Raw genomic sequence first — 23,478 nt, 5'->3', positions numbered from 1 at the left:
GGCACGAGGCCGGGGCGTCTTGTTTACAACCGTGCGGTGAAACTTACTCGATGACGAATTCCTCACCGTCGATCGCGCAGATGTCAACGCCGTACTCTTCCAGCGGCTCATGACCGGCGATTTCGTAGCGGAAGTCGTACTTGCAGGTCGACGTACCGTCGATCGTGACGGCCAGCGTGCCGCCGTTGGGAATCGTACCCTGCAGGATGTTGCTGCCCCACTCGCCGCTCGACGACGGGCCGCCGTACAGCGCCTTCATCGTGCTACCGGTCTTGTTGACGACCGAGAACCCGACGTCGCGCGCGCTAGCGATGGTGGAGCACAGTGCAAGCGCCGCGGCGACGGCGAAAAGAGTCTTACGCATGAAGTGTTTCCCCTGTTTGGCGAAATGCCGAGCGGAGAGTAGCGCTGGCACATACGCCCGGCAATGGCTGTGCGCAACCGCTCAAAGCGGTTATTCAGGTGCGCATTACCTTCGCGTCGCTAGCGCTCGCCGCACGCTATTCGCGTTCCCGAAAAGCCCGCGACGATCGCCGACGATCGGAGCCGTTCGAGCGCCGCCTACGGAATGGGAACCGCGCAAACGACGGTGTCTGCCCCATTCAGAAAGCATGCGACTTGAAGAACGACCACGCCGCGGTCGATCGGGAAGGTCAGGAAGGCACCGCCCCGGGCATCGCCGGCAGCGCGCTGCAATACCGGCGACGCCAACGAGCAAACCTCACGCAACGCCATGCAACAAACGCGAACGATGCGGTACGCCGCACACGCCAGGCGCCTGCAAGCGGACTCAACACGGAGAGTGCATAGCCCGTCGGCGCACGTCATCATGACCGGCACGCGCGCACCCCCGCCACCCATGCCTGCAGGCCGGAACCAATATGACCGAACCGCCGCTTCGACGTCCCGTGCGTCTCTGGGTCGCTGCCCTCATGAATATCATCCTCGGCACGCTCAGCCTCGCAGCCGTGGCATTCCTTTCGCTGTCCCCCCAGATACCCGACGCATTCCGGACAGGCGTGGGCAACACCGTGGTATTCGCCCTGTCGACCGGCCTGCTCATCGCCTGGTCCGTGCTGGCGCTCATGGGAAAACCCTGGGCGCGCTACCTCATGCTTGCCGCCGCACTGCTGTTCTATGGCGGCATCCTGATCCAGAACATCCAGATCTACCGCAGCGCCGCCGACGCACACCTGGCCACCGCGCCGCTGATTGCGCAGGTCGCGGCTGGCGTGATCGAGATCGTCATCAACCTGTGGGCGCTGCTCAGCGCGAAGACGCGGCGGTATTTCGAGCATGCAGCCAGCGCGGCCGGCCGGGGCCGACGAACACCATGACCAGCCCTGGAGGCAAGCAATGCCCCTGACCGGAAGTTGTTTTTGTGGACAAGTTACCTACTGCATCACAGCACCCTTGCGCGCCGCGCGCAGTTGCCACTGCTCACGCTGCCGCAAGGCCTTCAGCGGCGCCGGCTCGGCGTACGCGGAAGTCGAACCCGGATCGTTCGCCTGGAAAAGCGGCGCCGACAACCTCAGCGGCTACGAGTCCACACCGGGCTGGGGACTGTGTTTCTGCCGCACCTGCGGTACCACCCTGTGCGGCACACACGACGGCGAAGTACACGGCGTCACCCTCGGCACCATCGACGGCGATCCCGGTGTCACGATCGGGATGCACCTGTTCGTCGGATCGAAAGCCCCGTGGGACCACATCGGCGGGGATGCGCGGCAATTCGAGGGATTTCCCGAGTAGGGCAACTGCGCGGGACACGCGCAGCAGCGCAGGCCGATGCGTCAACGAACGGCAGCCGTCTTGCGCGGTGCCAGCTCAGCCTTCTCCTTTTCCGTCAACGGCCGATGCCCATAGCTCACGATGCGCGTGAGCTGCCAGCGCTCGCCATCGCGCTTCCAGATCATGAGGAAGCGGGCGCTGCCTTCGCATTGACCGGTGGCGACGTGGCAGAAGATATGTTCGCCCTCCTCGATCGCACCGTAGTCGTGGATCGGGTAGATCTTCAGCGTGGCCGGCAGCAGTTCGCGGCGGACCTTGTGGCAGATGTTCTCGCGCGTGGCCTTGATGACACTGTCGCGGTCGAAAGTTGCGCCGCCCTTGTCGTGGAAGAACTCGACGGTGGACGAGAACAGCGGCGTGAAGGTGTCGAGGTCGCAAGCGTTGTAGGCGTCGAAGAGCTGCTTGTCGAGCGCGGTGATGGTGCGGGTCAATACGGCGTCGGCGGTGCCGTCGTCCGCGTCGGGCGCGGTGCTCGCGGGGTCGGCCGGCGCGGCGGATGACGCGCAGGCCAAGGCGACGGCGAGCGAGATGCTGAGATAAAAGCTGAAACGGGCCATCTGGCGATTCCTTGGTGAGGGTTGCAGTGAAGAGGGACGGTGCGACGCCATGGCCGCGTCAGCGACCGATACGCAATAGATCCGGCGATCCGGGATTCGGTTGCAGCGTGCGATGCGGCGGCGACACGATGGATGACTAACGCCGAGCGCCGCCGTCGGCGGCGACCTTTGGATCTAGGGGTCTGCCCGTGCGTCGCCGGTGCCGCGGCTGAGAGTCGGGTGGCACTCAGGGCAGTGATATCCGGCGGGACGGGGTCCGCGACGCCCGATCACGCGAAACCCAATTCCACCGGAACGGACACCATGAACAGGATTTTTGCCGCGCTGCTGGCACTGCTGGCCATCGCACCGGCGAGTGCGGAAGATGCTGCACCGACCGACCCCGCCGCGGCGAGCCGCGAGCTGCGCGCCATGGTACTGGCGCTGTCGGCAGCCGACCTGGGCCTCACGCGCGCGAACTATCCGCACGAGGTCTGGGGCATGCTCATGGAAACCAGCATGCAAGGCGGCCACTACACCCTGGTCGCGTTGGCAGATGGCTCGACCAGCCTTTACTACAGCACGGGCGGCGGCATCATCGGTGCTGGCAGTTGGCCGGCCGTGAAAGCCGCCAGCCAGCGCTTCCTCGACCAGGGCGATCGCGCGCTGGACCGCAGCGCACCGGCGACGTCGCTGCAGCCGCCCCCGTTGGGCTCAACGCGTTTCTTCTTCCTGACCTTCGCTGGCGTGCATGTCGGCACGGCGCCGGACGCGGCGCTGACCAGGAAAAACCACAGGCTCGCCGCGCTGTTCCGGGCGGGACACGAGGTGATCGCCGCAATCCGGGAGGCAACGCCGCCGGGCGAGAAGGAAACCGACGGCACTTTCCTGTCGCCCAGATCGGACTGATCACCCGGGACAAAACTACCGCGTGCCGCGACTCGCGTGCAGATGACCCGCACACGCAATCCCGCGGTCCGGACGCGCTTGGGCCGATTCCGTCACCACCAGGCCGCAACGCAAGGCCCGCCTCCGGCAACGCCGCGAAGTCCGATCGAGACCGCGCGCGCATGGCCTGAAGTCGCACGAGCCCGGCACCTGCGCTCGTTGAGCTATCGCTCAGCGTGCCCGCGGTCCCTGCTCATTTCGCGACACAGTCGAATTCCGACTTGTCCCACTCCACGCGGGCGCCACCCTCCTCCTCCCAGAACTCGACGCCCTTGGCGACATAGCGGGTGCCGTCGCCGCTGGGCGTGGCCACTGCGATGACCTGGCGGTCGCCGCGGGTCAGCACCGCAGCCGGCGGGTCCGTGGGATAGAAGGCCGCGGTGAACGGCACCCCTTCGAGGCCTTTGCACAGATAGCCCTTCTGCGTTGGCGCCGTCAGCTTGCCGGACAGGATCTGCAATTCGATCTGGCGGCGCCGGTACGCGTCGCGCAGGCATAGAGGCGCATCCTCTGCCTTGCTGCAGGCGTTGCGCTGCGAGAGCCATTGCTTCTGCGCGGCACGCTGGCGGGTCTGCTCGTCGGCCGCCCAGGTGCGCATGGCGTCGCTGTAGGCCTCATTCAATTTCCGGTCCATCGCGGCGAGTTCACGGCTCGCGCAGACGGTCTTTTCCGCCGGTAGCCGGGCTTCGGCGCAGGCGAAGGACGGGCTGTCGGCGCCGCGTTTCGCCGGCACGTCCGTAGCCGCCGTCGGCAGCACGGCCGCCGTGTCGAACGACGCACGCGCAGCGATCACGATGTCGCCGCCTCCGGTACTCGCGGTCACGTACCTGCCACGCACGGTGGGATTCTTCGGATAGCCGCGGCCGTCGAACGCGAGTTCGACCTCGCCAGCTTCGGCACCGCCGCCGCCGACAGTGACGATGAGGTTGCGCCAGCCCCGGGTGCGCGTGGCCGATGCGCGGATCGGCAGGTTGGTCAGACCGATCGTCGCCATGCGCCAGTAGCCACTGCCGAGCAGGGTATAGATCAGGGTGGGACAGCCACCGCTGCCACAGGCCGCCGGGCCGACGACATGGACCAGCACTTCGTTCTCGCCGTCGCCGTTGAGATCGGCAAGCGCCTCGACGTAGCGCGTCGGCGCGGCATCGTCGCCCGAGGCGTACTCCCGCTGGATATCGCTCGACACGTCGGGCGGCAACTCGGCATGCGCCGTCAGCGAGGCCAGCAAAAGGACTACGGCAATGGCGCATTTCGACTTCGCGATCATGAAGCGTCTCCCGATACGTCGCACACGGCGACGATGGACAGCAACGACAGAAGGCCGGGAGCTTAGCGCAGAGAACGTGCAGCGGATGCGATCAGCCGGTGGCCGCTCGGGCGCACCCCTGCCTGCCGCGTGATAGGTGACGGATGAACTTGGCGCTTGTGCGCATTATGTACATGCGTACATGGCCGAGAGTGTTCGGCGAATCCCAGGGAGATTCCGTTCATGCCATCGAAACCACTGCATGCCCGCGTTGCAGCCGCGCTGTCCGCGACCTGTCTTGCGCTGTCAGCCCTCACCGCAACCGCCGCCTTGCCCTTGCGCGCGACGCCACCGGTATCCACCGACCGCTTCGACCAGATCTACTACGCGCAGCCGCACAATACCTACCTGCACAGCAACAAGCTGACCAACTGGCTCGACGCGGGCTATCGCACGGTGGAGATCGACGTCATCGACAACGGCGAGTGGGAGCTCAACGCGAAAGGCCCGTACGTCGCGCACAGCTGGAACCCCGGCAACAGCAACTGCAGCGCCGCGACCGACGATCGCCTCGGCGATTGTCTCGACGACCTGACCGGCTGGCTCGATGACAATCCCATCGATGTACCGCTGCTCGTGTTCATCGACATGAAGGCCAACTCGAATCCTGCCGCTGCGTGGAATCCCGACGAGATCGCCAAGCTCGACAATTTCGTACGTGGCTATCTCGGCAGCCGCATGTACAGCTACCGCGACCTGGCCGCCCATCTCGCGCCCAACGCCAACCGCGCCGGCCTCAAGACCAAGGGCTGGCCGACGATCTCCGCCCTCAAGGGCAAGATCATCGTCGCCTTCACCGGCGGCTTCTACGGCAACGTCAACGCGCGCATGAACGACGCGCGCGCGCTGCTCGCCGCGGAAAGCCCGGCCGGACCGGCGTCGTTCCTGTGTCCCGACGTCGACGCCGGCGACCCCGACGAGATCTCCGGCACCATCGACGGCATCAGCGCGACGGATTCCACGCTGTACTTCTGCACCAACATGCAAGCCGGTAGCCACGATCAGTACACGCTGAACCGTTCGGCCGAATACCGCCAGATCCTGCACCAGTGGGGCGCCGCCGGCGCATTCACGAGCACCGACTACGCCTGGAGCTATATCTCGGTCGCGCACGGCGCGAGCGCGATCGGCTGGGACGTGACCGAGTCGCTGACCGCTACCACGGTATTCCGGCCCGCATGGCTGTCGAGCATCCCGCTCGTCGGCAAGCGCCGCAGCCTGCCGGGCTATTTCGAATTGCGCACGACCTTCGGCAAATGCGTCGACGTAGACGGCAGCGACTGGGACAACGGCACCAAGCTCATCCAGTACACCTGCAACAGCACCGACGCGCAGCGCTTCGTCTACACCGCCGAGGGCCAGCTGCGGCCCAAGGGCGACACCGAATACTGCGCCGACGTCAGGGGCGGCGACGGCGAGGAAGGTGCGAAGCTCAACATCTGGAAGTGCGACGGCGGCGAATCGGAAAAATGGAAAATTTCGCCAGAAGGCCTTTTCGCCAACCGCCACAACGACTGGAACTGGTGCATGGACGTGAGCGGCGGCAGTTCGGCCGATGGCGTGCAGCTGCAGCTCTGGGGCTGCAGCGCCAGCAATAGCAACGAGCAGTTCGATCCGCGCCTGGTGCCGGATTTCTGAGCATCGATGGAATCGGCCGGATGCGCGAAACGCGCGTCCGGCGACTGGCTATTTGCGCACACGCGCATCGCATCGGCGCGCGCGGATCTCGCCAGCATCTGGCGATGGACCTCATTGCTGCCGCAACAGGATCGAGGGCCGCTCTTCCAGAAATGGATAGAGCGGCGAGCACATCCGGGCTTTCTTCGATTCGCAAGCCACGCCGGACCAGTAGGCGCCGAACACCGCAGCCGCCATCGCGAGGCACAGGCCGCAGGCCCAGAACAACCTGCGCCGGCGCGGCCACGCAACGAATCCCCAGCACGCGGCGGCGAGCAGGGAGTACTCGATGCCGTACTGCAACACGTCGTTGCCAAACGGTGCGAAGCGCGCGCCGAAGCCGCTCTTGGCCGCGATGACGTAGATCGCCAGCAGGCCGACGCCCGTGCCGACGGACGCGATGGCCATCGCCAGCGAATCCACCGCCTGGCGCACGCCGCACGGTCGCGCGGCGGCAGTCGTCACGATCTGACCGCAGGGCGCCTTCGATGGCGTTTCGCGGCTCAGCGCCAGCGCCGCTCGATCACGAACTCGGCCTCGCAGCCTTCGTCGACCCAGATGCCGGCACGGTTCCAGCCCCAGGTGCGATCCTCGATGCAGCGCGAACCGGAGATCTGCCGCGTCAGGCGTACCTCGCTGCCGCGGCCGGTGTCGACTTCGCACAGGCGATAGCTGAAATTCTGGCTGCCGCAACGCACCGCGATGCGCTGGCCGTGATCGTCGTCATCGCGCCTGTCGTCGCGGCCGCCCGAGTTGTAGCCGCGGATGTGACCGCCGCCGCGATCGTCGCGGCGATCATCACGATAGTCGTCGTCGCCATTGTCGTAGCGGCGATCATCGCGGCGCTCGCCGCCACCACGCCGCTCGACGCGGAATACGCCGGCGCAGCCGTCGTCGACCCAGACACCGGCGCGGTTCCAGCCCCAGCTGCGGCCTTCGACGCAATCGGTATCGGAAATCTGCTCGATGATCTCCACGCGCCCGCCGTGGCCGGTGTCGACCTGGCACAGGTTGTAGGCATAGCCATGGCTTTCGCAGCGCACCTCGATGTCCCGATCCCAGCCGCGCTGCGCGGACGCGACCGGTACCGCCAGAAACAACGCAGCCGCCACGGCCAGCGCGGCGGAACGTTCATAAGCCTTCATCGTCAACTCCCCCATGAGTACCCGAATCCTCCCGGCCGGCGCCGGCCGCGCCGTGCGGCGCAACTGTCCGGCATGGCCGCGCGCGTCACGCACGGCTGTGTCCGGTTTTTATCATTTCCCGAGGGCGATGCGCAGCGGCGGTTGGGATCGGCCGCGCCTGGCCGGTCTCCGCCTCGACGCCTGCGCCGCGGCAGCGACGGCAGCGGCCCAACCTGTTCGCTCGGGCGAACCCCGTTGCGATGTTGCACGATGGCCGCGACGCCGAACGCAAGCTCGATGACGGCACCTGCCGCCACGACGCGCGCCGAGCGCGGGAAGGCGCGGCGAAGTCAACGCGGCTCCCGCAGCCGCCAAGGCGTCCGGTCAACGCCAGGTGCGGACCGGTGTCCGCTTGAACAGATTGGTTAGGCCTCATTTCGTGCAAGTCGCGAATTTAAGGCTGACGCGGCTCCTGGTGATCTCGGCGTTGTATGCCTCGGCAAACTCAACTGCTTGTCGCTGCAACTTCATGTGTTCGGCCGAACACTGAAGATCACCGGTTCCTTCAATGACCTTGCCTTCGTCAGCTTTTCGCAGACAGTATTGATGCTGAATACCTGGATAGAAGATCGTGTAGCCGTGCACGCCAAGGTACCGGAGGTCGCCTTTCTCGACTGACTCGTTGGCCGAAAGGAATGGGTCAGGTCTGAGACTCTGTTCAAGGGCTTCAACTACCTGATCGCAGCCGCCTGCTATCCGCACTTCTTCCGCGGTGTAGCGCCAGGCCGCTACCGGCGCGATGGCGGCAATGATGCCGACGAGAGTGCGTGACCAACGACTTCGATTCACGAGGCCTAACGGCCAGATTCAGGAGCGGCCTCGCCGAGGGCGAGGACGTCCCTCGAACCTGTTGTTAGGCCACGCTCCTTCGCTGTAGCAATGCACGCCACCATGTTCAGCGCTACCATTATTGGATTTTTAGACAGCGCATGATCCGCAAAGAGAATCCCGGATTCTTGCAGCGACGAAAGCACGTATGAAGCCAACCACGGCTCCTTTTCAAATGCGGGGAATTGCAACAGAGATTCATTCAAGAGCCCTGCTCGAGCTTCCTGTGAAAAGTTGATCATCGCTACGAGGCGTCGAAGCTCTCTGTCTTGGGCTTCTTCTGAAATGACCTCAAGCCTAATCCCTGCATCCGAAACGGCGCGGATAGTGATCATCAGCAGATCCAGCAAAACATCTACGTGTTCTGGCGGGTACTCCGCTCTTGCCATACAGAGAACAGAAGCTAGAAGGTTCGGCTGCTCTATAAAGATCGCGTCTGCCATTTCCAGCTTGTCCTGGACGGTCATTCTCTCGATCTGCCGGATCGCACCTACAAGATTCGCTTTCGTAACGTGTGGCACGGATTATTCCTGTCGCATTGGTCCTGACGTTTGATTTGGCCGGACCGTGGAGGCCGGCGAAGCCGGCCGGATCGGGCCCGCTAGACGGAAGGGTTTGGCATCACTGAGGGCCTGCTTGCTACCAGAGCGTAAATCGTGCGTTGAGCTGGCGTCTCCTCAGCGATCACTATGGGGCTCACTGTCGAAGCACCTTCTCCATGGCCCTGCCTTTGGCGAGTTCATCGACGAGTTTGTCCAGTTGGCGAATCTTCTGCATCAGGGGGTCTTCTACTTCCTCTACGCGGATGCCGCAGACAACGCCCGTGATGAGTGCGCGGTTTGGATTCATCGCTGGCGCTTGAGCGAAGAAGGCTTTGAAGTCAGCCTTTCGTTCGATCTGATGATGCAGGCCAGCCTGGTCGTAACCAGTCAGCCAACAGATGACGCGGTTTACCTCATCTTTCGTTCGCCCCTTGCGCTCGGCCTTGTGTACATACATTGGATACACAGCCCCGAAGGGCGTCGAGAAGATCCGATGTTCTGCCATCTTCGCCTCTCCTGATGCGATGCGAAAGCGGGGCTTGCGTGAGGCCTAACGCCTGAGTTGAACCAAGCCGCTACGCGGCAGGAACAACGCTAGCAGCAACAGGGCGGCGAAACGTGCACCTTTTCCTTCACACCCAAGGCCGGGTGTTCGACGAAGGAGAAGGCCGTTGGATGCATTGGAACAGTCCCGTTTCGACGCCCTGTATGCGCAGCATCTTAGAGCACTGAAACTGCAGGGCAAAGCTGGCTTGTCCATTCCGGTCGGACTGCCGCCAAAGTGGATAGTTGGATGATGACATCACCAGGCATGACCGGGCTTGTTCAACCCGGGATAGATCGCGGCTGCGCGCGATCTATCCCTATTCGTTAGGCGCGCCTGGTTTTTCCCAATTGCGCCAGAATCGCCTCATTAAGATAAGCAAAAGGCCACATCCTAGCGCGCCCGAGAACCAAGCACCTTCCCTTTCCCTTGTGATAAACCACAGAAGAAGGAAGTTGAGAGCGAAGAATGTGAGATTGAATTCTAATGCACCGTGCCAACTCAGGTGACGCTCTGTGCAGCGGCAACGACGAGTGTAAAGCTCCGAAGTCCTCCAGCTACAAAGAACGATTGCACCGAGTGCGACTAAATACCAGAGACTCATCGACGCTCCTGCAGGCTAGCTTCAATTCACACCCAAACGCGGGGCGTAGTAGATCGAGTATCGCCTGAAAATCTCAAGAACTTTCCTACGCACAGCTGCGCCGTTCTCTGATGCCCTCCTGCGCGGGGCTCGTCCACGCTACCGCCGTTACTTCGGCAATGCGGGGGCGTATGACTTACGTACGGCAGGATGAAGGTGTAACGGGTGAGGCGGACGCCACGCGCAAGCCGGGACTTCTCTCGGAACTGCGCCGGGTGCTGCGAACGAACGATTACAGTCTGCGTACCGAGCAGGCCTACCTGGCTGGATCCGGCGGTTCATCGCGGACAACCAGCCAAACCACCCGTGCGAACTGGGCGCGGAGGCGGTGAGCCGCTTTCTCTCACGGCTTGCTGTCGAGCGCCGCGTTTCGGCGGACACGCAGAACCAAGCGCTGGCGGCGTTGTTGTTCCTCTACCGGCGGGTGCCGGGCATCAAGCCGCCGTGGCTGGACGACCTGATCCGCGCCAGGCAGACGGTGCGCGTGCCGACGGTACTGTCGCGCGAGGAGGTACAGCGTTTACTGGCGCATGTCGACGGCAGCGCCAGGCTCGCTATCCGTCTACGTCGGTGTCGGACGGCAAGTCACCGGCCGCGTTCGCCAGCCGCGAGCCGCGGGTCTTCCTCAGGCGCGAGGGCGATACTCCTCACGCCCAGGTCGCTTTGCCCGCAAGATCGTATCGCTTTGTAAACATCCACTTTCGGCACAATTGTTGACTCGCTTCTGTGGCTGCACGCGCGGACCATGCGCTCAGTTCATGACCTCAGGGGGTCGCGATTCGTATGCATTCAATAGTCATGGGTACTCGTTCGAACTACCGGACGCGGCTGTTCTGGCGGTGGCAGGCGTGGCGCCTGCGCAAGGCCGTCCCGCAGGACGTCTCGCGCTCGGTCAATCTGTTCACGAATTTCGCCGCGCTCGACCACCGCGGCTATGCCGAAACGCTATGTACGCTGCTCGAGACGCTGTGCGCCCGTAGCGGCGGACGCGTCGTGACCACGGCGGCCGATGTGCGAGAGCGTCTCAAGCGCGAGATCGGCCCGCAGTCCTGTGTCGCGGTGCTGGCTACGGGCACCGGCGCCGTCGGCGGCTATGCCTGGGCAAGCGTGACGACCGGCAGCGACGCCGTCGCCCGGTTCCGCCAGGCGCCCGGCCTGTCGGCGCTCGACGAACTTGACTGGGACGCCGTGTCGGCGCTGGTCAAGGATCAGCCGACGCTCGCGTTCTATGACATCGGCCTCGACACGCACTATCGACGCGGTTTTTCGCCACTGAAACTGCTGCTCAGGCCGCTGTTCGAACTCGGCGTGACCTATCGCGCCCACAGCGCGCTGTGGTGGGCGCAGCGCGGCAGCGCATTGCACGCGATCTCGCTGGCCCTCGGCGCATGCGCCGTAGTCGAGCGCGACGACTGCGTATTCCTGCAGCACCGTGATATCGCGAGCATCGCCCGCGTGCTGGCCGTGCTGCCGGCGGGCGAAATCTCCGACCTGCTCGCGCGCGTCGCGCCGGGCCGCCCCGTGCGCACGCGTGACGCGAACGCAACCGTGCGAGCGATCCGGGATCCGCAGCAGCCCACGGCAGCGGAACCGGCGATTGCAGCGGCATCGCCGATCCCTGTGACTGCCGACACGACCGCGAGCAACGATGCCGATGGCAATCGTCCGGGGCCGGTCTGCGCACCGGCGGTGATGACGCCCGCATCGCGGCCGGGCGCCGACGTGGCAGCCCAGGCCGGCGACGACATCGGCACCAAGGTCGCGTGGCCCGCGGTCCTGTCCGACCCCGCACCGCTGCACACGTTGCCGGCGCGACTCGGGGCGGTGTTTCCGCGCCTGGCGAGCTGACAGCTTTTCGCGGACCGCGACGCAAGTCGCCGGTTCGCCGGGCCGATCTGGCCCCGTACATCGTGGTTGCGCGTGGGCACTCTCCGAAACCCGGAGACTGCCGCATGCTTCCCCGCCTATCTGCTTCGTATCGTCGCGCCTGCCTGCGCACCGTGGTCGTTCTTGCCCTCGTGGTCGCTGCGCCGGTGTTCGCGCAGACCGCCGCACCGTTCAACCCGGATGCGAATGGTGGCGTCGCCGCGCTGGTCACGCAGGCGGACGGAAAGATCCTCGTCGGCGGTTCGTTCACCGGGATCGGCGGCGCGGTGCGCAACCGGCTCGCAAGACTCACCGCGGACGGACGCCTCGATCCGGCCTTCACCGCGATCGACGTCGATGGTGTCGTGCAGGCGATCTCCGTGCAGGCCGACGGCCGCATTCTGATCGGCGGCAATTTCAATCAGGTCGGCAGCAGCGTGCGCAGCCGCCTCGCTCGGCTCATGCCCGATGGTAGCGTGGACACCGGCTACGCGCCGACGGTCGACGGCGTGGTCTACGAGATGGCGCTGCGCCCGAATGGGCAGCTCGTGATCGGCGGCCTGTTCACGCTCGTCAACGGCTTTCCGCGCTCCAACGTGGCCGAACTCAACACCGGCGGCAGCCTGCTCGCGTCGTTCAACCCGGCCGCGAACGGCATCGTCGAGGGCATCGCGTTCCAGGCCGACGGCAAGACCCTTCTGAGCGGCGAGTTCACCCAGGTCGACGGCCAGGCGCGCAGCGGTCTCGTGCGCCTGACCTCCGGCGGCAGCGTGGATACCGGCTATGCGCCGAATCCGGATGTCTGCAAGTGCGCGCTCACGCTGCAGAACGACGGCAAGCTCCTGGTCGGCGGCAACTTCACCACGATGGCCGGCCAGGCGCGCAGCTATCTGGCGCGCCTCAACGAAGACGGCTCGCTCGACACGACCTACAGCCCGGCCCTCAACGGCGGCGTGCTCCGCATCGCGCTGCAGGCCGACGGCAAGGCGCTGATCGGCGGCATCTTCACGACAGCAGGCGGGCAGCCGCATGCGCGCATCGCGCGCGTCAATGTCAGCGGCAGCATCGACACCGATTTCACCGCCAGTACGACGAGCACCGTCCTCGCGATCGCGCCGCAGGCCGACGGACAGATCGTGATCGGAGGCAGCTTCACCAGCGTGAGCGACCAGACGCGCCGGCGCATCGCGCGGCTGCATGCGGACGGCGCCGTCGAGATCGCGTTCAACGGCGCTCCAACCATCATTGAAGCGGCGCCCTCGCCGATGGCCGCGCAAGGCGATGGCCGCCTGCTGGTCGGCGGCGCGTTCACAGCACTCGGCGGCCAGGCCGTCAACCGGCTCGCGCGGCTCAGGCCCGACGGAACAGTGGACACGACGTTCGCACCGAGCCCGAATTCGCAGGTCACGGCAATCGTCGTGCAGCCGGACCTGTCCGTCGTGGTCGGCGGCAGCTTCACCCAGATCGACGGCGCTGCGCGCAACCGCATTGCGCGGCTCGACGCGGACGGCGACGTCGACACGACCTTCGATCCGGACGCCAGCGGCACGGTACTCGCGATTGCGCGCCAGGCCGACGGCCGCTTCGTGATCGGCGGCAACTTCGGCTTCGTCGGCGGCAGAGCACGCAACAACATCGCGCGGATCAACGCCAACGGCAGCGTCGACACGGGCTTCAACCCAAATGCCAATGGCTTCGTGCGCGGGGTGCTGGTGCAGCCCGACGGCAAGATCCTCGTCATCGGCGACTTCAGCACCATTGCCGGCGCGACCCGCTCCGAGATTGCGCGGCTGCTGCCCGACGGCAGCATCGACGCGGATTTCCACCCGGGTGCCAACAACGCGGTCACCGCGATCGCGCTGCAGCCCGACGGCCGCATCCTCATGGCCGGCCTGTTCACCGTGACTGGCGGCTTCTCGCGCGCCGGCATCGCGCGGCTCAACTCTGACGGCACGGTGGATACGGACTACAACCCCAATCTCCTCAACAGCGCACGGTCGCTCGTGCTGCAGGCCGACGGCAAGCTGCTCGTTGGCGTCAGCAACGGGACCTTGCTCACGCGGCTCAACGCCGACGGCACCGCCGACCCGGGCTGGACCATTCCCACGTCGACGATCACGAGCCCGATGCTGATCGGCAAGCTCGCTGTCGCCAACGACGGCAAGATCCATGGCAGCGGCTACTTCAGAGATCTCGGCGGCAGCGACGACCACGACAACTTCACGCGCCTCAACCAGCCGCAGGCACTGCTGCAGTCCATCGAAGCGATCGCGTATACCAATGGCCCGGCGCTGATCCGCTGGCGCCGCGCCGGAGCCGCGCCGGAACTGGGCGCGCCGCCCGACGTCGCGTTCTCGTTGGCCGGCAGCACGTATTCGGTACTCGGCACCATGCGCCACAGCGGTGCGGACTGGATCTACCGCGACTACGTACCGCCGCTGGCGCAGACCTTCTACCTGCGCGTGCGCGGCGGGGTCGCCTCGTCCGGCGACAGTTCCAGCAGCGGCATCGACCTGCGCGTGCGGCAGTTCCATCTGGCACACGTCGACGGGATCTTTGCCGACGACAACGAATAGCAGCGCACCGCACGCTGATCGCTCCGCGGAACGCGGAGATTGCGGGATCGACTCACTCCATCGCTATTCCGCCGGGTCCGGAGCGGTCCCCGCAACCACCACGGCGACCATCAGTTGCGTTGCGCTGAGCATGACTGGACCGGCCGCCGCATCGTCGTGCATCACGTCGGCGGGTGCCTGGCCGAAGTACGGTCCGTCGGAGACGAGGAAAGTCAGGCGTACGTCGCCCGCCTTCGGTGGCGCCCTGCGCGCCTCAACAGCCGGACCGAGGCGATCGACGAGCGGCTGGGCGGTTGCGAACAGGTGCCGCACCCGCGGCACGAAACTGGCCACACCATCGATCACGACCAGCTTGCCGCTCTGGTTGATATAGCGCACGCCGCCTTCCTGGAACGCGGCCAGCGCATCCAGGCCACCATCGAACGCGACCTCGACGATTACCCCGAGCAGGATCTTCGGCGTCACCGTCTGGCCGATCGCGCGCAGCCGCGAGAATGCGAGATAGCGCACACGTCCTTCCTGTGCCGTGTCGCTCGCGAGCGACCGCAGCGCGGCCACGTCGTCGGATGCGAGGGTCGCCTGCCAGGTTGCCGGCGTCTGTCCGGGTTTTGCCGCGTAGGCCGCGGGATCGTCGCAGAACAGGAGGTTGTAAATCTCGTTCATCGCCGGATTCTCATACGGCGAATACGGTGGCGCGGCGGCAGCGGCGGAGCTGGCCGCAACGCCCAGACCAATGGCAGCAAGGATTTTTCGCAGCATGTGACTCTCGTTGAGGATGAGTGCCGACGCCGGTCGCGCAGGCCAGAGGGATTGGTGTGCTCCGTACTGCCCTCAGGGCACGCGATATCTCACTGCAGTCGGTTCTTACCGTTCACGCGCAACCCGTCATCGCTGTGCCAGCCAGTGGCACAGCACCACGAAACCGGCTGTGTTCAGAAGTGCCGTTATCCAGAACACGATGAGGAACTGGACTTTGGCCGACTTGTGGCGCAGGAACTGCTGCGCGAGCAGCGCACCGGGCCAGCCGCCGGCCAGTGCAAACGCATGCAGCGTGCCCTCCTCGACGCGCCATCGCCCGAGCCGCGCGGCGCGCTTGTCGAGCGCATACACCAGAAACGTCACTACACTGGCGATCAGATAGACCAGCGCAATCCATCCTGGTGGCTTCCACAGGTGGGAGGCAATGCCGTAAACGAAAACGAACGCGGGAATCGCGAGCAGCGCAGGACTGACGCGACGGCGCGGCGATTCGCGTCTTACGGCCATCCGCGCCCTGGCGACCTGCACCCGCTCGACGTTTGTCGCCCGGCGCTTGCCGGCCGGCCCCGGGGCTATGTCGAAGAAGAAGGTCTCGCCGATCTGCGGCCTTGCTCCGCGCGGCGCGAACGACTTGACGTGGACAAACACCTCCACGCCCGTCTCATCGGTTTCGAGAAAACCGAAACCGCGCTCATCATTCCACTTTTTCAAGGTTCCCGTGACGCGCATCGGACGATCCGTGCTGTGCGGCTGCGCGCGATGTTCGCACGCCCGGCATCATCGAGGGCAGGGTTGCAGGCCGTACTCGGCGCCGGGGCTCACGCCCCGAAGCGCACGTCCGCTGCCGCAACGGGCGTCACGCGTCTTCCGAAGCTCGTGATGTTCGCGAGCGTCGCGGTGTGGTGGGCCGAGATCTGCGCGGCGCTGAGCGCGGCGTTGTCGAGCGTCGAATGTCCATCCGCGACGAGCGTCACCTCGTAGCCCAGCGCGAGCGCGCGGCGGATCGTGGAGTCGACGCAGAAATCGCTCTGCAGGCCGCAGACGACCAGGCGCGTGATGCCGCGCTGCTGCAGCAGTGCCTGCAGTCCGGTCTCGTGGAACGAGTCAGTGGCCCGCTTGCGCAGCGCAAGGTCGCCGGGCTGCGTTGCGAGGTCGCCGAACAGCTGCCAACCCTCGCTACCGAACCGGAACGGACCTTCGTCTTCCTCGTGCTGGATCAGCACGACCGGCGCGCCCGCAGCGCGTGCCGCGGCGCTGACCGTGTTGATGCGTTCTACGACGCGGTCGACGTCGAACGCGGCTTCTTCGCCGCGACATAGCGCGTGCTGGACATCGATGATGAGCAGAGCGGTATTCATGATAGTCGCCGCGCCTAGGCCAACTTCACGTCGTGCAGCTTCCAGACCCGCCCAGCAAGCAGGTTCAGGCGATGCTTGACGATGGCATGCGGCAGGTTGGTGACGACTTCGAGGTCGGTATGCAGATCGGACTGTTTTGCCGTGACGCTCGCATTGGGGTCGTTGGCGCCGAGAGTGGGATCGACCGCATCGGGGTCGGGCTGCAGCGCTTTCCAGCGCTGCCAGAGCGACGGTTCGCGCAGGGCCGCCTGCAGGGTGCTGGCGAAGCTGTCGGGGCTGATGCCATCGAACGAGAGCTGGGCATATTCGCCGCGCGCCTGGGACAGGTCGCCGATCGTGATGAAGAAACGTTGCGCTGCGGCCATCGGATTCTCCTTGGCGGCGGAGGCGGGCTCCGCGGTGGCAGGCAGTCTAGCGCGATCGTTCGTGGCGACGGCGTGGAGGCGTGCCGCAGCACAGCACCGGTGTTGCGGCGCCGCGGTTTCTGGAAACGGCAGCCCGATGTGGAGGCGCGAAGGATTGCCTACCGGGACTTTATGCCCAGGCCGGCGTGGCGCGATCTCGCCTAGCATGGAGGTCTTACCACGGGGAGATACTCATGCTGCTGCGCCATCCGCTGGCCCTCGCCCTGGGCCTGTTGCTCGCCCTGCCCGGCTTCGCCGCCGACAAGAAGGCCGACAAGGCTGACAAGAAGGAAGTGAAGTGGGACGTCAACGCCGCCCACGGCCAGACCAAGTCGGTGAAGTTCACCACCGACGAAGGCACCTGGATGGATCTGGACGTCAGCCGCGACGGCAAGCAGATCGTGTTCAGCCTGCTCGGCGACCTCTACCTGCTGCCCATCGACGGCGGCAAGGCCAAGCGCATCAGCAGCGGCGCGGCCTGGGACGTGCAGCCACGCTTCTCGCCGGATGGCCGCGAGGTCGCGTTCACGTCCGATCGCGCCGGCGGCAACAACCTCTGGCGTATGCGCACCGACGGCAGCAAGCCGGTGCAAGTCAGCAAAGAGGACTTCCGTCTCCTGAACAATCCCGCGTGGACGCCGGACGGCGAATACCTGGTCGGACGCAAGCACTTCACCGGCCAGCGCTCGCTCGGCGCGGGCGAGCTGTGGCTGTACCACAAGTCCGGTGGCGGCGGCCTGCAGCTGACCAAGCAGAAGAACGACCAGCAGGACCAGGGCGAGCCCGCGGTGAGCCCGGACGGTCGCTATGTGTATTTTTCCGAAGACGTCACGCAGGGGCCGTCGTTCCAGTACAACAAGAACGCGCATGACACGATCTACGCGATCAAGCGTCTGGACCGCGAGAGCGGCGAGATCGTCGACCTCGTCTCCACGCCGGGCGGCGCGGTACGACCGCAGCCCTCGCCCGACGGCAAGTCGCTGGCCTTCGTCAAGCGCGTGCGCGACAAGAGCGTGCTGCACCTGCTGACGCTCGCCGACGGCAACGTCAAGCCGCTGTGGGACGGCCTGTCGCATGACCTGCAGGAAGCCTGGGCTGTATTCGGCCCGTACGCGAATTTCGCCTGGACACCAGACTCCAGGAGCCTCGTGATCTGGGCCAAGGGCAAGCTCTGGCGCGTCGACGCAGCCAGCGGCAAGCCCGAAGCCATCGCGTTCAGCGCCGACGTGGACCAGACCGTCGCCGCGCCGCTGCGTTTCGAGCAGACGCTGGACAAAGGCAGCTTCGCGCCGAAGATGATCCGCGACGCAGCGACCAGTCCCGACGGCAAGACGCTCGTATTCCACGCAGTCGGCCATCTGTGGACCAAGTCGCTGCCCGGCGGCACGCCGCAGCGCCTCGGCAAGAACGACGGCAGCTTCGAATACCAGCCGAGCTTCAGCGCCGACGGCCGCAAGCTGGTCTACACGACCTGGTCGGACGAAAAGCAGGGCGCCATCGTCGAGCGCGACCTGGCCGGCGGCGGCGACCGCGTGCTCAGCACCGCACCGGGCTTCTACTACTCGCCGCGCTATTCGCGCGACGGCCGCTACGTGACCTGGTCCAAGCAGGCCGGCAGCTCGATGACCGGCTCGCTCAACGCCGGCGAAGGCGGCATCTATGTCATGCCGACCAGCGGCGGCGTGCCCAAGCGCCTGAGCCACGACGGTGTCGAGCCGCAGTTCAGCGCCGACGGCCAGCGTGTCTATTTCCTGACCGGCGGCGGCCTGAAGAAGAAGTTGCAGAGCATCGGCATCGGCGGCGAGGAGCCGCGCGACGTGTTCGACCTGAAGTACACGGACTTCGTCTCGGTCAGCCCGGACGGCAAGTGGGTCGCCTTCACGGAACTGTTCAACGCCTACGTCGCGCCGATGCCGCAGACCGGCAAGATGATAGAACTCAACAAGGACACGACCGCGATCCCGGTCAGCAAGGTGTCCGACTACGTCGGCTCCTATCTGCACTGGGGCAACGACAGCGGCAGCCTGCACTGGTTGGTCGGCAACGAATACTTCACGCGCGAACTCAAGGATGCGTTCGCGTTCGTGCCTGGCGCGCCTAGCGAGCTACCCAAGCCTGCCGCGCTCAAGGGTGTGGAGGTCGGCCTGCGTCTGCCGGTCGACGCTCCGGCCGACGTCGTCGCGTTCACGCATGCGCGCCTGGTCACGATGAACGGCGAGGAAGTCATCGAGGACGGCACGCTCGTCGTCGAGGGCGACAGCATCAAGGCACTCGGCAAGAACGTCGCCGTGCCGGACAACGCACGCGTCATCGACGCGACCGGCAAGACCATCGTGCCCGGCTATATCGACGCGCACGCCCACGCGAGCCACTTCAATTCCGGCGTGGTGCCGCAGCAGAACTGGGCCTATTACACCAACCTCGCGTTCGGCGTGACGACGATGCACGACCCGTCGGCGACGACGGAAACCGTGTTCTCGCAGGCCGAACTGGTCAAGGCCGGCGACCTGGTCGGCCCGCGCGTGTTCTCGACCGGCACCATCCTCTACGGCGCCGACGGCGATTTCAAAGCCGTGGTCAATTCGCTCGACGACGCGCGCGCGCACCTCAAGCGCATGAAGGCCAACGGCGCGTTCAGCGTGAAGAGCTACAACCAGCCGCGCCGCGAACAGCACCAGCAGATCAATCAGGCCGCGCGCGAACTGGGCATGCTCGTGGTCGAGGAAGGCGGCTCGACGTTCAACTTCAACATCCCGATGATCATCGACGGGGTAACCAGCATCGAGCACAACATCCCCGTCGCGCCGTTGTACAAGGACGTCGTCAATCTCTGGAAGGAGACCGACGTGCGCAACACGCCGACGCTCGTCGTGAGCTACGGCGGCCTGTCGGGTGAATACTGGTGGTATGCGCGCGACAACGTCTGGGAAGACAAGAAGCTCGCGCGCTTCTTCCCGCGCGAGACGCTGGATGCGCGCTCGATCCGCCGCGAGACCGCGCCGGACTGGGACTACTACCACATCGACGTGGCCAAGGCCGCCAAGAACCTGCGCGACAACGGCATCCGCATCCAGATCGGCGGCCACGGCCAGCTGCAGGGACTTTCTCCCAATTGGGAAATCTGGATGCTGACCCAGGGCGGGTTCAGCAACCACGAGGCGCTGCGCGCGGCGACCATCGACGGCGCCGACCTGCTGGGTCTTTCCAAGCAGATCGGCTCGCTCGTACCGGGCAAGCGCGCCGACCTCGTCGTGCTCAATACCAATCCGCTGGACAACATCCGCGCAACCATCGACACGCGCTACGTCATGGTCAACGGCCGCCTGTTCGACGTCGACGCGGACATGGCCGAAGTCGGCGGCAAGTCGCGACCGGCACCGACGTTCTACTGGCAGCGCCACCGCGACGGCCGCACCTTCGGCACCGAATACGGCCCGACCATGCCTTGCCATTGCCCGAAGTCGGGGCCGGGACACGACCACGGCGAGGACTGAGGGCAGCACGGCTCCCCTCGCCGCATTCGCAACAGGGGAGCAGACGACAGGTCTGCGATCAGTGAGTGTGATCTCCCGGCAGCCCCGCGCACCTTGCGCGGGGCTGCCCCTTTTCAGGCCCGCGACGACCGCGCCAGCGCAGAGGCCGGTGCACCGGATTTTTCCACCAGCGGGTGGGACGCCAGTCCACCGGTGACGCGCTGCAGGTCTGCCGCACATTGCCGTAGCGCGCTCTGGCCGCGGGCCTGCGCAGAGCCGACAGCACGGTTGAGCGGAACCCGAACCCTACGGACCCGCCTGGTCGCGCTGCGCCGCGCGCGTCCGCGCCACATCGAAGCGCAGCAGGTCGACAAAGGCCCGCCATTCGCGACCGTGCACGAGATCGAGGTAGCGCTGCTCCGGCACATTGCGCGGGCACCACAGCAGGCTCGCTGTGCGCAGTTGCGCGTCGTCGTGGTAGCCGGCGATCACGACGCAGGCATCGACATCGACCGACGCGGTGCCGGCGCGCAGCGCCGCGTGACGCGCGCGCAATGCGTCCGCAATATCCGGCTTCAGCGCCGTGACCGCCTGCCACTGCTCGAGCGGCAGCATCTGCAGCACCGGCATGCCGTCGTGCTGGCGGTAGACCTCGGCCACGTCTTCGGGCAGCGGCGCACCGAAGCGCGTCGCGACGGCGCCGATCTGCGCTTCGTCGGCCGCGCCGCGCCACTTCATGCCGGGGCTGATCAGGCCGATCCACCAGGCCGGACGCTCGATCGCATCGAGCAGCTGCAGCGGCGTCCAGGCGGCGAGCGCGGCCTCTTCGCTTTTCTGTGCCGCTTCGAAACGGCGTAGCCGTTCGGTCATCAGCTGAACACCTGACCAGCGCTCGCGCAGCCAGGACGGCAGGTCGGGCTGGGCCTGGGCCTCACCTTCGCTGTCGAGCCAGTAGTAGCGCAGACCCGCATGCAGCGGCGGTTCGGCCGTGTCGTACAGCGCGACGGTCGCGAGGTCGCGGTCGTGGCCCAGCAACAGGAACGTACCGAGTTGCGCCGGCGTCAGCGTGACGTGGTCCGGCGTCGTGCCGGGACGCAGGAAAGCGATCGTGCCCTCGTACGCAAAGCTCGCGAGATCGAGGTCCGCGGCCGCGGAGGCCGGCTGTAGCCGAGCCAGCGGATACAGGCCCAGCGCCGTGGCACCGTCCGCCGCACGATAGAACGCCGCGAGATCCGCCGGCAGCGGCTGGCCTAGTCGTTCACGCACTGCGGCGAATGCCGCTTCATCGGCACCGGCGACCGGCTCTTCCGCGATCTCCGGCTGCTGAGCCAGGAGTTCCTTCAACAATGCACGCACATCCATCGCAGCAGCCTGCGCCGCCAGTCGCGCGCTGTCGCGCTCGTAGCGATCGACCATCGCGCCCGCGTCGGCCTCCAGCGTCACGCCCGAGCGCCACACGCTCAGCGACACCACCGCCGCAGCGATCGGACCGGCGAGCAGCAGCAGGTAAGTGCCACCGACGAGTACACGCTGCAGCAAGCGCATGGGTTTCACGTCGAGGCTGCGCAGCGCCTCGGCACCGAGCGCCAGACGCACGGGCGCATGCGGCGTCGGCCCGGCGACGCGGTCGAAGATTTCGAAAACGCGCCGCTGGCGCGCACCGGCGGGCCGCGAACGATCCATTTCCGGATCGTTGCGCAAGGCCCGCAGCACGCCACCGAGCTGCCAGCGGTTGCGCACGCCCGGTAGCTGCAGCAGCGCAATGACGGCCAGCAGCGTGAAGCCGAGCCAGAACGCGAGCGCCGCGCCGACCAGGCTCGCGGTTGCGATGAAGACCGCGCTCAGGCGCGCCGAACCCACCGGCAGCAGTTCCTGTACGACATGCGCGCCGTCCAGCGGCGGCACCGGCAGCACGTTGAGGTAATTGACGAACAGGAAGACCAGCGCGGCCTCGTAGGCAAGGCCGCCGATCGCGCCATTCATGAGCACGTAGATCGCGAGCGCCCAGCCGATGACGATACCGGGCAGCGGTCCCATGAGACTCATCCACGCACGGCGCGCCGCATCCGGCGTGGCTTCGTGGCCGATGGTCACGCCGCCGACCAGCGGCAGCGCGAGCATCTGCACGTTGCGATAACCCGACAGGCGCATCGCGAGGTAGTGGCCGAATTCGTGGATCGCGACGACGACGAACAGGATCGCGGCGAAGCGCAGTCCCCAGAACCAGCCGCCGAGCAGCAGAAACAGCGCGACGCTGAAGGCGAACAGCCCGGCCTGCACGCGCCGCGGCACCGGACGCTGGGTCTGGCGCAGGGCGACCTGGGCCAGCCAGGCTAGCCGCGCCGGCGGCACCGGCTGCGTATTCGCCGGCGGCTTGGGCTGGCGCCACAGCGCCGTATACATTTGCCAGGCAAAACCCGGCCGCGGCCGCAGCAATCCCTGGCTGTCGCGGTAGACCTTGCCGCGCTGCTGCAGCGAGGTCAGGCGCTGCTCATGCAGACCCGACGCCTGCCAGTCCACTGACGCGTCGTCGGTGCCCGCCAGATCGGTTGTGCCCTGACGCGCGCACCAGTCCTTGTGCAACAGCCATTGCGCGGCGAAGTCCGCGCCGCCGATGGTCTGCGCGAGCACCTGCTCGTTCGCACCGATCTGCGCGTAGCAGTCGAAGGCTTCGCTCACGCAGTGGCGGCCGTCGGCAAGACGGCGAATGAACACGCTGAGCAGGCGGTTGGCAAAATGCGGTGCCGGCGGTGCAAATAGCCACAGCGTGTCGCCCTGCTCTGGCTGGCGCCAGACGGCAGCCGGCTGGGCCAGCGTGCCGCCGTCGGGGCTGTCGATCAGGAACCAGTCTGGCCCCTCGAAACCCAGCGCGGCCAGTTCTGCTGCGGCCTGCGCATGCAGGTCGGCGATGGCTTCCGGAATGCGCGGCTGCGCGATGCGCCGCGCCCGCAGCGGCCCGAACACGAACGACAACAAGGCGCGTACGCGCTGCAGTTGCAGCAGAAGGAACACGGCCAGCACCAGGGCTGCGATATCGAACATG

General features: G+C 66.1%; 20 protein-coding genes. 7 read left to right on the top strand and 13 right to left on the bottom strand.

Annotated features, from left to right (window positions below; genetic code table 11):
• Positions 1-43: 43 nt before the first annotated feature.
• Positions 44-364, bottom strand: a complete 321-nt coding sequence (locus RUU78_RS07230) for a hypothetical protein (RefSeq protein WP_313915096.1) — start codon at positions 362-364, stop codon at positions 44-46.
• Positions 365-932: 568 nt separating this feature from the next.
• Here RUU78_RS07230 and RUU78_RS07225 point away from each other — a divergent pair.
• Complete coding sequence (locus tag RUU78_RS07225) at positions 933-1,337, top strand: hypothetical protein (RefSeq protein WP_313915095.1); 405 nt, start codon at positions 933-935, stop codon at positions 1,335-1,337.
• A 19-nt stretch (positions 1,338-1,356) separates the two neighbouring features.
• A complete protein-coding gene (locus RUU78_RS07220) occupies positions 1,357-1,752 on the top strand; it encodes a GFA family protein (RefSeq protein WP_313915093.1) in 396 nt (131 codons plus the stop codon).
• 41 nt (positions 1,753-1,793) lie between these two features.
• Here RUU78_RS07220 and RUU78_RS07215 read toward each other — a convergent pair whose 3' ends face one another.
• Entirely contained in the window at positions 1,794-2,348 is a 555-nt protein-coding gene (locus RUU78_RS07215; protein WP_313915091.1) for a nuclear transport factor 2 family protein, read from the bottom strand.
• A gap of 303 nt (positions 2,349-2,651) precedes the next feature.
• Between RUU78_RS07215 and RUU78_RS07210 the strand changes: the two genes are divergently transcribed.
• Positions 2,652-3,236: a hypothetical protein gene (locus tag RUU78_RS07210; RefSeq protein WP_313915089.1), complete on the top strand. Its 585-nt coding sequence runs from the start codon at positions 2,652-2,654 to the stop codon at positions 3,234-3,236.
• Positions 3,237-3,468: 232 nt separating this feature from the next.
• On the opposite strand, the gene RUU78_RS07205 is transcribed toward RUU78_RS07210, so the two are convergent.
• Positions 3,469-4,542 (bottom strand): MliC family protein, encoded by a 1,074-nt coding sequence (locus tag RUU78_RS07205; protein ID WP_313915087.1) that lies wholly within the window; start codon positions 4,540-4,542, stop codon positions 3,469-3,471.
• Positions 4,543-4,764: 222 nt separating this feature from the next.
• On the opposite strand from RUU78_RS07205, the gene RUU78_RS07200 reads away from it, so the two are divergent.
• Positions 4,765-6,219 carry a Ca2+-dependent phosphoinositide-specific phospholipase C gene (locus RUU78_RS07200; protein WP_313915086.1) on the top strand — a complete coding sequence of 485 codons (1,455 nt, stop codon included), beginning with the start codon at positions 4,765-4,767 and terminating at the stop codon, positions 6,217-6,219.
• A gap of 111 nt (positions 6,220-6,330) precedes the next feature.
• Here the strand turns inward: RUU78_RS07200 and RUU78_RS07195 are convergent, their stop codons facing one another.
• The 5 genes from RUU78_RS07195 to RUU78_RS07175 all read right to left on the bottom strand — a co-directional run bounded on the left by RUU78_RS07195 (position 6,331) and on the right by RUU78_RS07175 (position 9,317).
• Positions 6,331-6,723 carry a hypothetical protein gene (locus RUU78_RS07195; RefSeq protein WP_313915084.1) on the bottom strand — a complete coding sequence of 131 codons (393 nt, stop codon included), beginning with the start codon at positions 6,721-6,723 and terminating at the stop codon, positions 6,331-6,333.
• A 38-nt stretch (positions 6,724-6,761) separates the two neighbouring features.
• A complete protein-coding gene (locus RUU78_RS07190) occupies positions 6,762-7,403 on the bottom strand; it encodes a DUF3011 domain-containing protein (RefSeq protein WP_313915082.1) in 642 nt (213 codons plus the stop codon).
• A gap of 411 nt (positions 7,404-7,814) precedes the next feature.
• On the bottom strand, positions 7,815-8,231 hold the full coding sequence (locus RUU78_RS07185) for a hypothetical protein (RefSeq protein ID WP_313915080.1): 417 nt from the start codon (positions 8,229-8,231) through the stop codon (positions 7,815-7,817).
• A 5-nt stretch (positions 8,232-8,236) separates the two neighbouring features.
• Positions 8,237-8,791: a hypothetical protein gene (locus RUU78_RS07180; RefSeq protein WP_313915079.1), complete on the bottom strand. Its 555-nt coding sequence runs from the start codon at positions 8,789-8,791 to the stop codon at positions 8,237-8,239.
• A gap of 175 nt (positions 8,792-8,966) precedes the next feature.
• Positions 8,967-9,317 (bottom strand): DUF2200 domain-containing protein, encoded by a 351-nt coding sequence (locus RUU78_RS07175; protein ID WP_313915077.1) that lies wholly within the window; start codon positions 9,315-9,317, stop codon positions 8,967-8,969.
• A 1,480-nt stretch (positions 9,318-10,797) separates the two neighbouring features.
• On the opposite strand from RUU78_RS07175, the gene RUU78_RS07170 reads away from it, so the two are divergent.
• Together RUU78_RS07170 and RUU78_RS07165 are read left to right on the top strand one after the other, a co-directional pair.
• The gene (locus tag RUU78_RS07170; RefSeq protein WP_313915076.1) at positions 10,798-11,847 is read left to right on the top strand and encodes a hypothetical protein; all 1,050 of its coding nucleotides are present in this window, start codon (positions 10,798-10,800) and stop codon (positions 11,845-11,847) included.
• Between the two features lie 104 nt (positions 11,848-11,951).
• Positions 11,952-14,441, top strand: coding sequence for a delta-60 repeat domain-containing protein (locus RUU78_RS07165; RefSeq protein WP_313915075.1), 2,490 nt, complete (start codon positions 11,952-11,954; stop codon positions 14,439-14,441).
• Between the two features lie 63 nt (positions 14,442-14,504).
• Here the strand turns inward: RUU78_RS07165 and RUU78_RS07160 are convergent, their stop codons facing one another.
• The 4 genes from RUU78_RS07160 to RUU78_RS07145 form a co-directional block, all read right to left on the bottom strand.
• On the bottom strand, positions 14,505-15,200 hold the full coding sequence (locus RUU78_RS07160; RefSeq protein ID WP_313915073.1) for a hypothetical protein: 696 nt from the start codon (positions 15,198-15,200) through the stop codon (positions 14,505-14,507).
• 126 nt (positions 15,201-15,326) lie between these two features.
• Entirely contained in the window at positions 15,327-15,929 is a 603-nt protein-coding gene (locus RUU78_RS07155; RefSeq protein ID WP_313915071.1) for a cold shock and DUF1294 domain-containing protein, read from the bottom strand.
• A gap of 89 nt (positions 15,930-16,018) precedes the next feature.
• Positions 16,019-16,558 carry a cysteine hydrolase family protein gene (locus RUU78_RS07150; RefSeq protein WP_313915068.1) on the bottom strand — a complete coding sequence of 180 codons (540 nt, stop codon included), beginning with the start codon at positions 16,556-16,558 and terminating at the stop codon, positions 16,019-16,021.
• A 14-nt stretch (positions 16,559-16,572) separates the two neighbouring features.
• The gene (locus RUU78_RS07145) at positions 16,573-16,923 is read right to left on the bottom strand and encodes a hypothetical protein (RefSeq protein WP_313915066.1); all 351 of its coding nucleotides are present in this window, start codon (positions 16,921-16,923) and stop codon (positions 16,573-16,575) included.
• 233 nt (positions 16,924-17,156) lie between these two features.
• Here RUU78_RS07145 and RUU78_RS07140 point away from each other — a divergent pair, with 233 nt between their 5' ends.
• A complete protein-coding gene (locus RUU78_RS07140; RefSeq protein ID WP_313915064.1) occupies positions 17,157-20,456 on the top strand; it encodes an amidohydrolase family protein in 3,300 nt (1,099 codons plus the stop codon).
• A gap of 285 nt (positions 20,457-20,741) precedes the next feature.
• Here the strand turns inward: RUU78_RS07140 and RUU78_RS07135 are convergent, their stop codons facing one another.
• On the bottom strand, positions 20,742-23,477 hold the full coding sequence (locus RUU78_RS07135) for a site-2 protease family protein (RefSeq protein ID WP_313915062.1): 2,736 nt from the start codon (positions 23,475-23,477) through the stop codon (positions 20,742-20,744).
• Position 23,478: the final 1 nt, after the last annotated feature.

The organism is Tahibacter sp. (assembly GCF_032229445.1).
Classification (GTDB): domain Bacteria; phylum Pseudomonadota; class Gammaproteobacteria; order Xanthomonadales; family Rhodanobacteraceae; genus Tahibacter.
The sequence above is the reverse complement of the archived record's forward strand: the minus strand, read 5'-3'. Positions and strand labels throughout refer to the sequence as shown.

Excerpts from the sequence above, each read along its gene's own strand:
- RUU78_RS07230 (WP_313915096.1), bottom strand. The coding sequence starts at position 364 with ATGCGTAAGACTCTTTTCGCCGTCGCCGCGGCGCTTGCACTGTGCTCC.
- RUU78_RS07225 (WP_313915095.1), top strand. The coding sequence starts at position 933 with ATGAATATCATCCTCGGCACGCTCAGCCTCGCAGCCGTGGCATTCCTT.
- RUU78_RS07220 (WP_313915093.1), top strand. The coding sequence starts at position 1,357 with ATGCCCCTGACCGGAAGTTGTTTTTGTGGACAAGTTACCTACTGCATC.
- RUU78_RS07215 (WP_313915091.1), bottom strand. The coding sequence starts at position 2,348 with ATGGCCCGTTTCAGCTTTTATCTCAGCATCTCGCTCGCCGTCGCCTTG.
- RUU78_RS07210 (WP_313915089.1), top strand. The coding sequence starts at position 2,652 with ATGAACAGGATTTTTGCCGCGCTGCTGGCACTGCTGGCCATCGCACCG.
- RUU78_RS07205 (WP_313915087.1), bottom strand. The coding sequence starts at position 4,542 with ATGATCGCGAAGTCGAAATGCGCCATTGCCGTAGTCCTTTTGCTGGCC.
- RUU78_RS07200 (WP_313915086.1), top strand. The coding sequence starts at position 4,765 with ATGCCATCGAAACCACTGCATGCCCGCGTTGCAGCCGCGCTGTCCGCG.
- RUU78_RS07190 (WP_313915082.1), bottom strand. The coding sequence starts at position 7,403 with ATGAAGGCTTATGAACGTTCCGCCGCGCTGGCCGTGGCGGCTGCGTTG.
- RUU78_RS07175 (WP_313915077.1), bottom strand. The coding sequence starts at position 9,317 with ATGGCAGAACATCGGATCTTCTCGACGCCCTTCGGGGCTGTGTATCCA.
- RUU78_RS07170 (WP_313915076.1), top strand. The coding sequence starts at position 10,798 with ATGGGTACTCGTTCGAACTACCGGACGCGGCTGTTCTGGCGGTGGCAG.
- RUU78_RS07165 (WP_313915075.1), top strand. The coding sequence starts at position 11,952 with ATGCTTCCCCGCCTATCTGCTTCGTATCGTCGCGCCTGCCTGCGCACC.
- RUU78_RS07160 (WP_313915073.1), bottom strand. The coding sequence starts at position 15,200 with ATGCTGCGAAAAATCCTTGCTGCCATTGGTCTGGGCGTTGCGGCCAGC.
- RUU78_RS07155 (WP_313915071.1), bottom strand. The coding sequence starts at position 15,929 with ATGCGCGTCACGGGAACCTTGAAAAAGTGGAATGATGAGCGCGGTTTC.
- RUU78_RS07150 (WP_313915068.1), bottom strand. The coding sequence starts at position 16,558 with ATGAATACCGCTCTGCTCATCATCGATGTCCAGCACGCGCTATGTCGC.
- RUU78_RS07145 (WP_313915066.1), bottom strand. The coding sequence starts at position 16,923 with ATGGCCGCAGCGCAACGTTTCTTCATCACGATCGGCGACCTGTCCCAG.
- RUU78_RS07140 (WP_313915064.1), top strand. The coding sequence starts at position 17,157 with ATGCTGCTGCGCCATCCGCTGGCCCTCGCCCTGGGCCTGTTGCTCGCC.
- RUU78_RS07135 (WP_313915062.1), bottom strand. The coding sequence starts at position 23,477 with ATGTTCGATATCGCAGCCCTGGTGCTGGCCGTGTTCCTTCTGCTGCAA.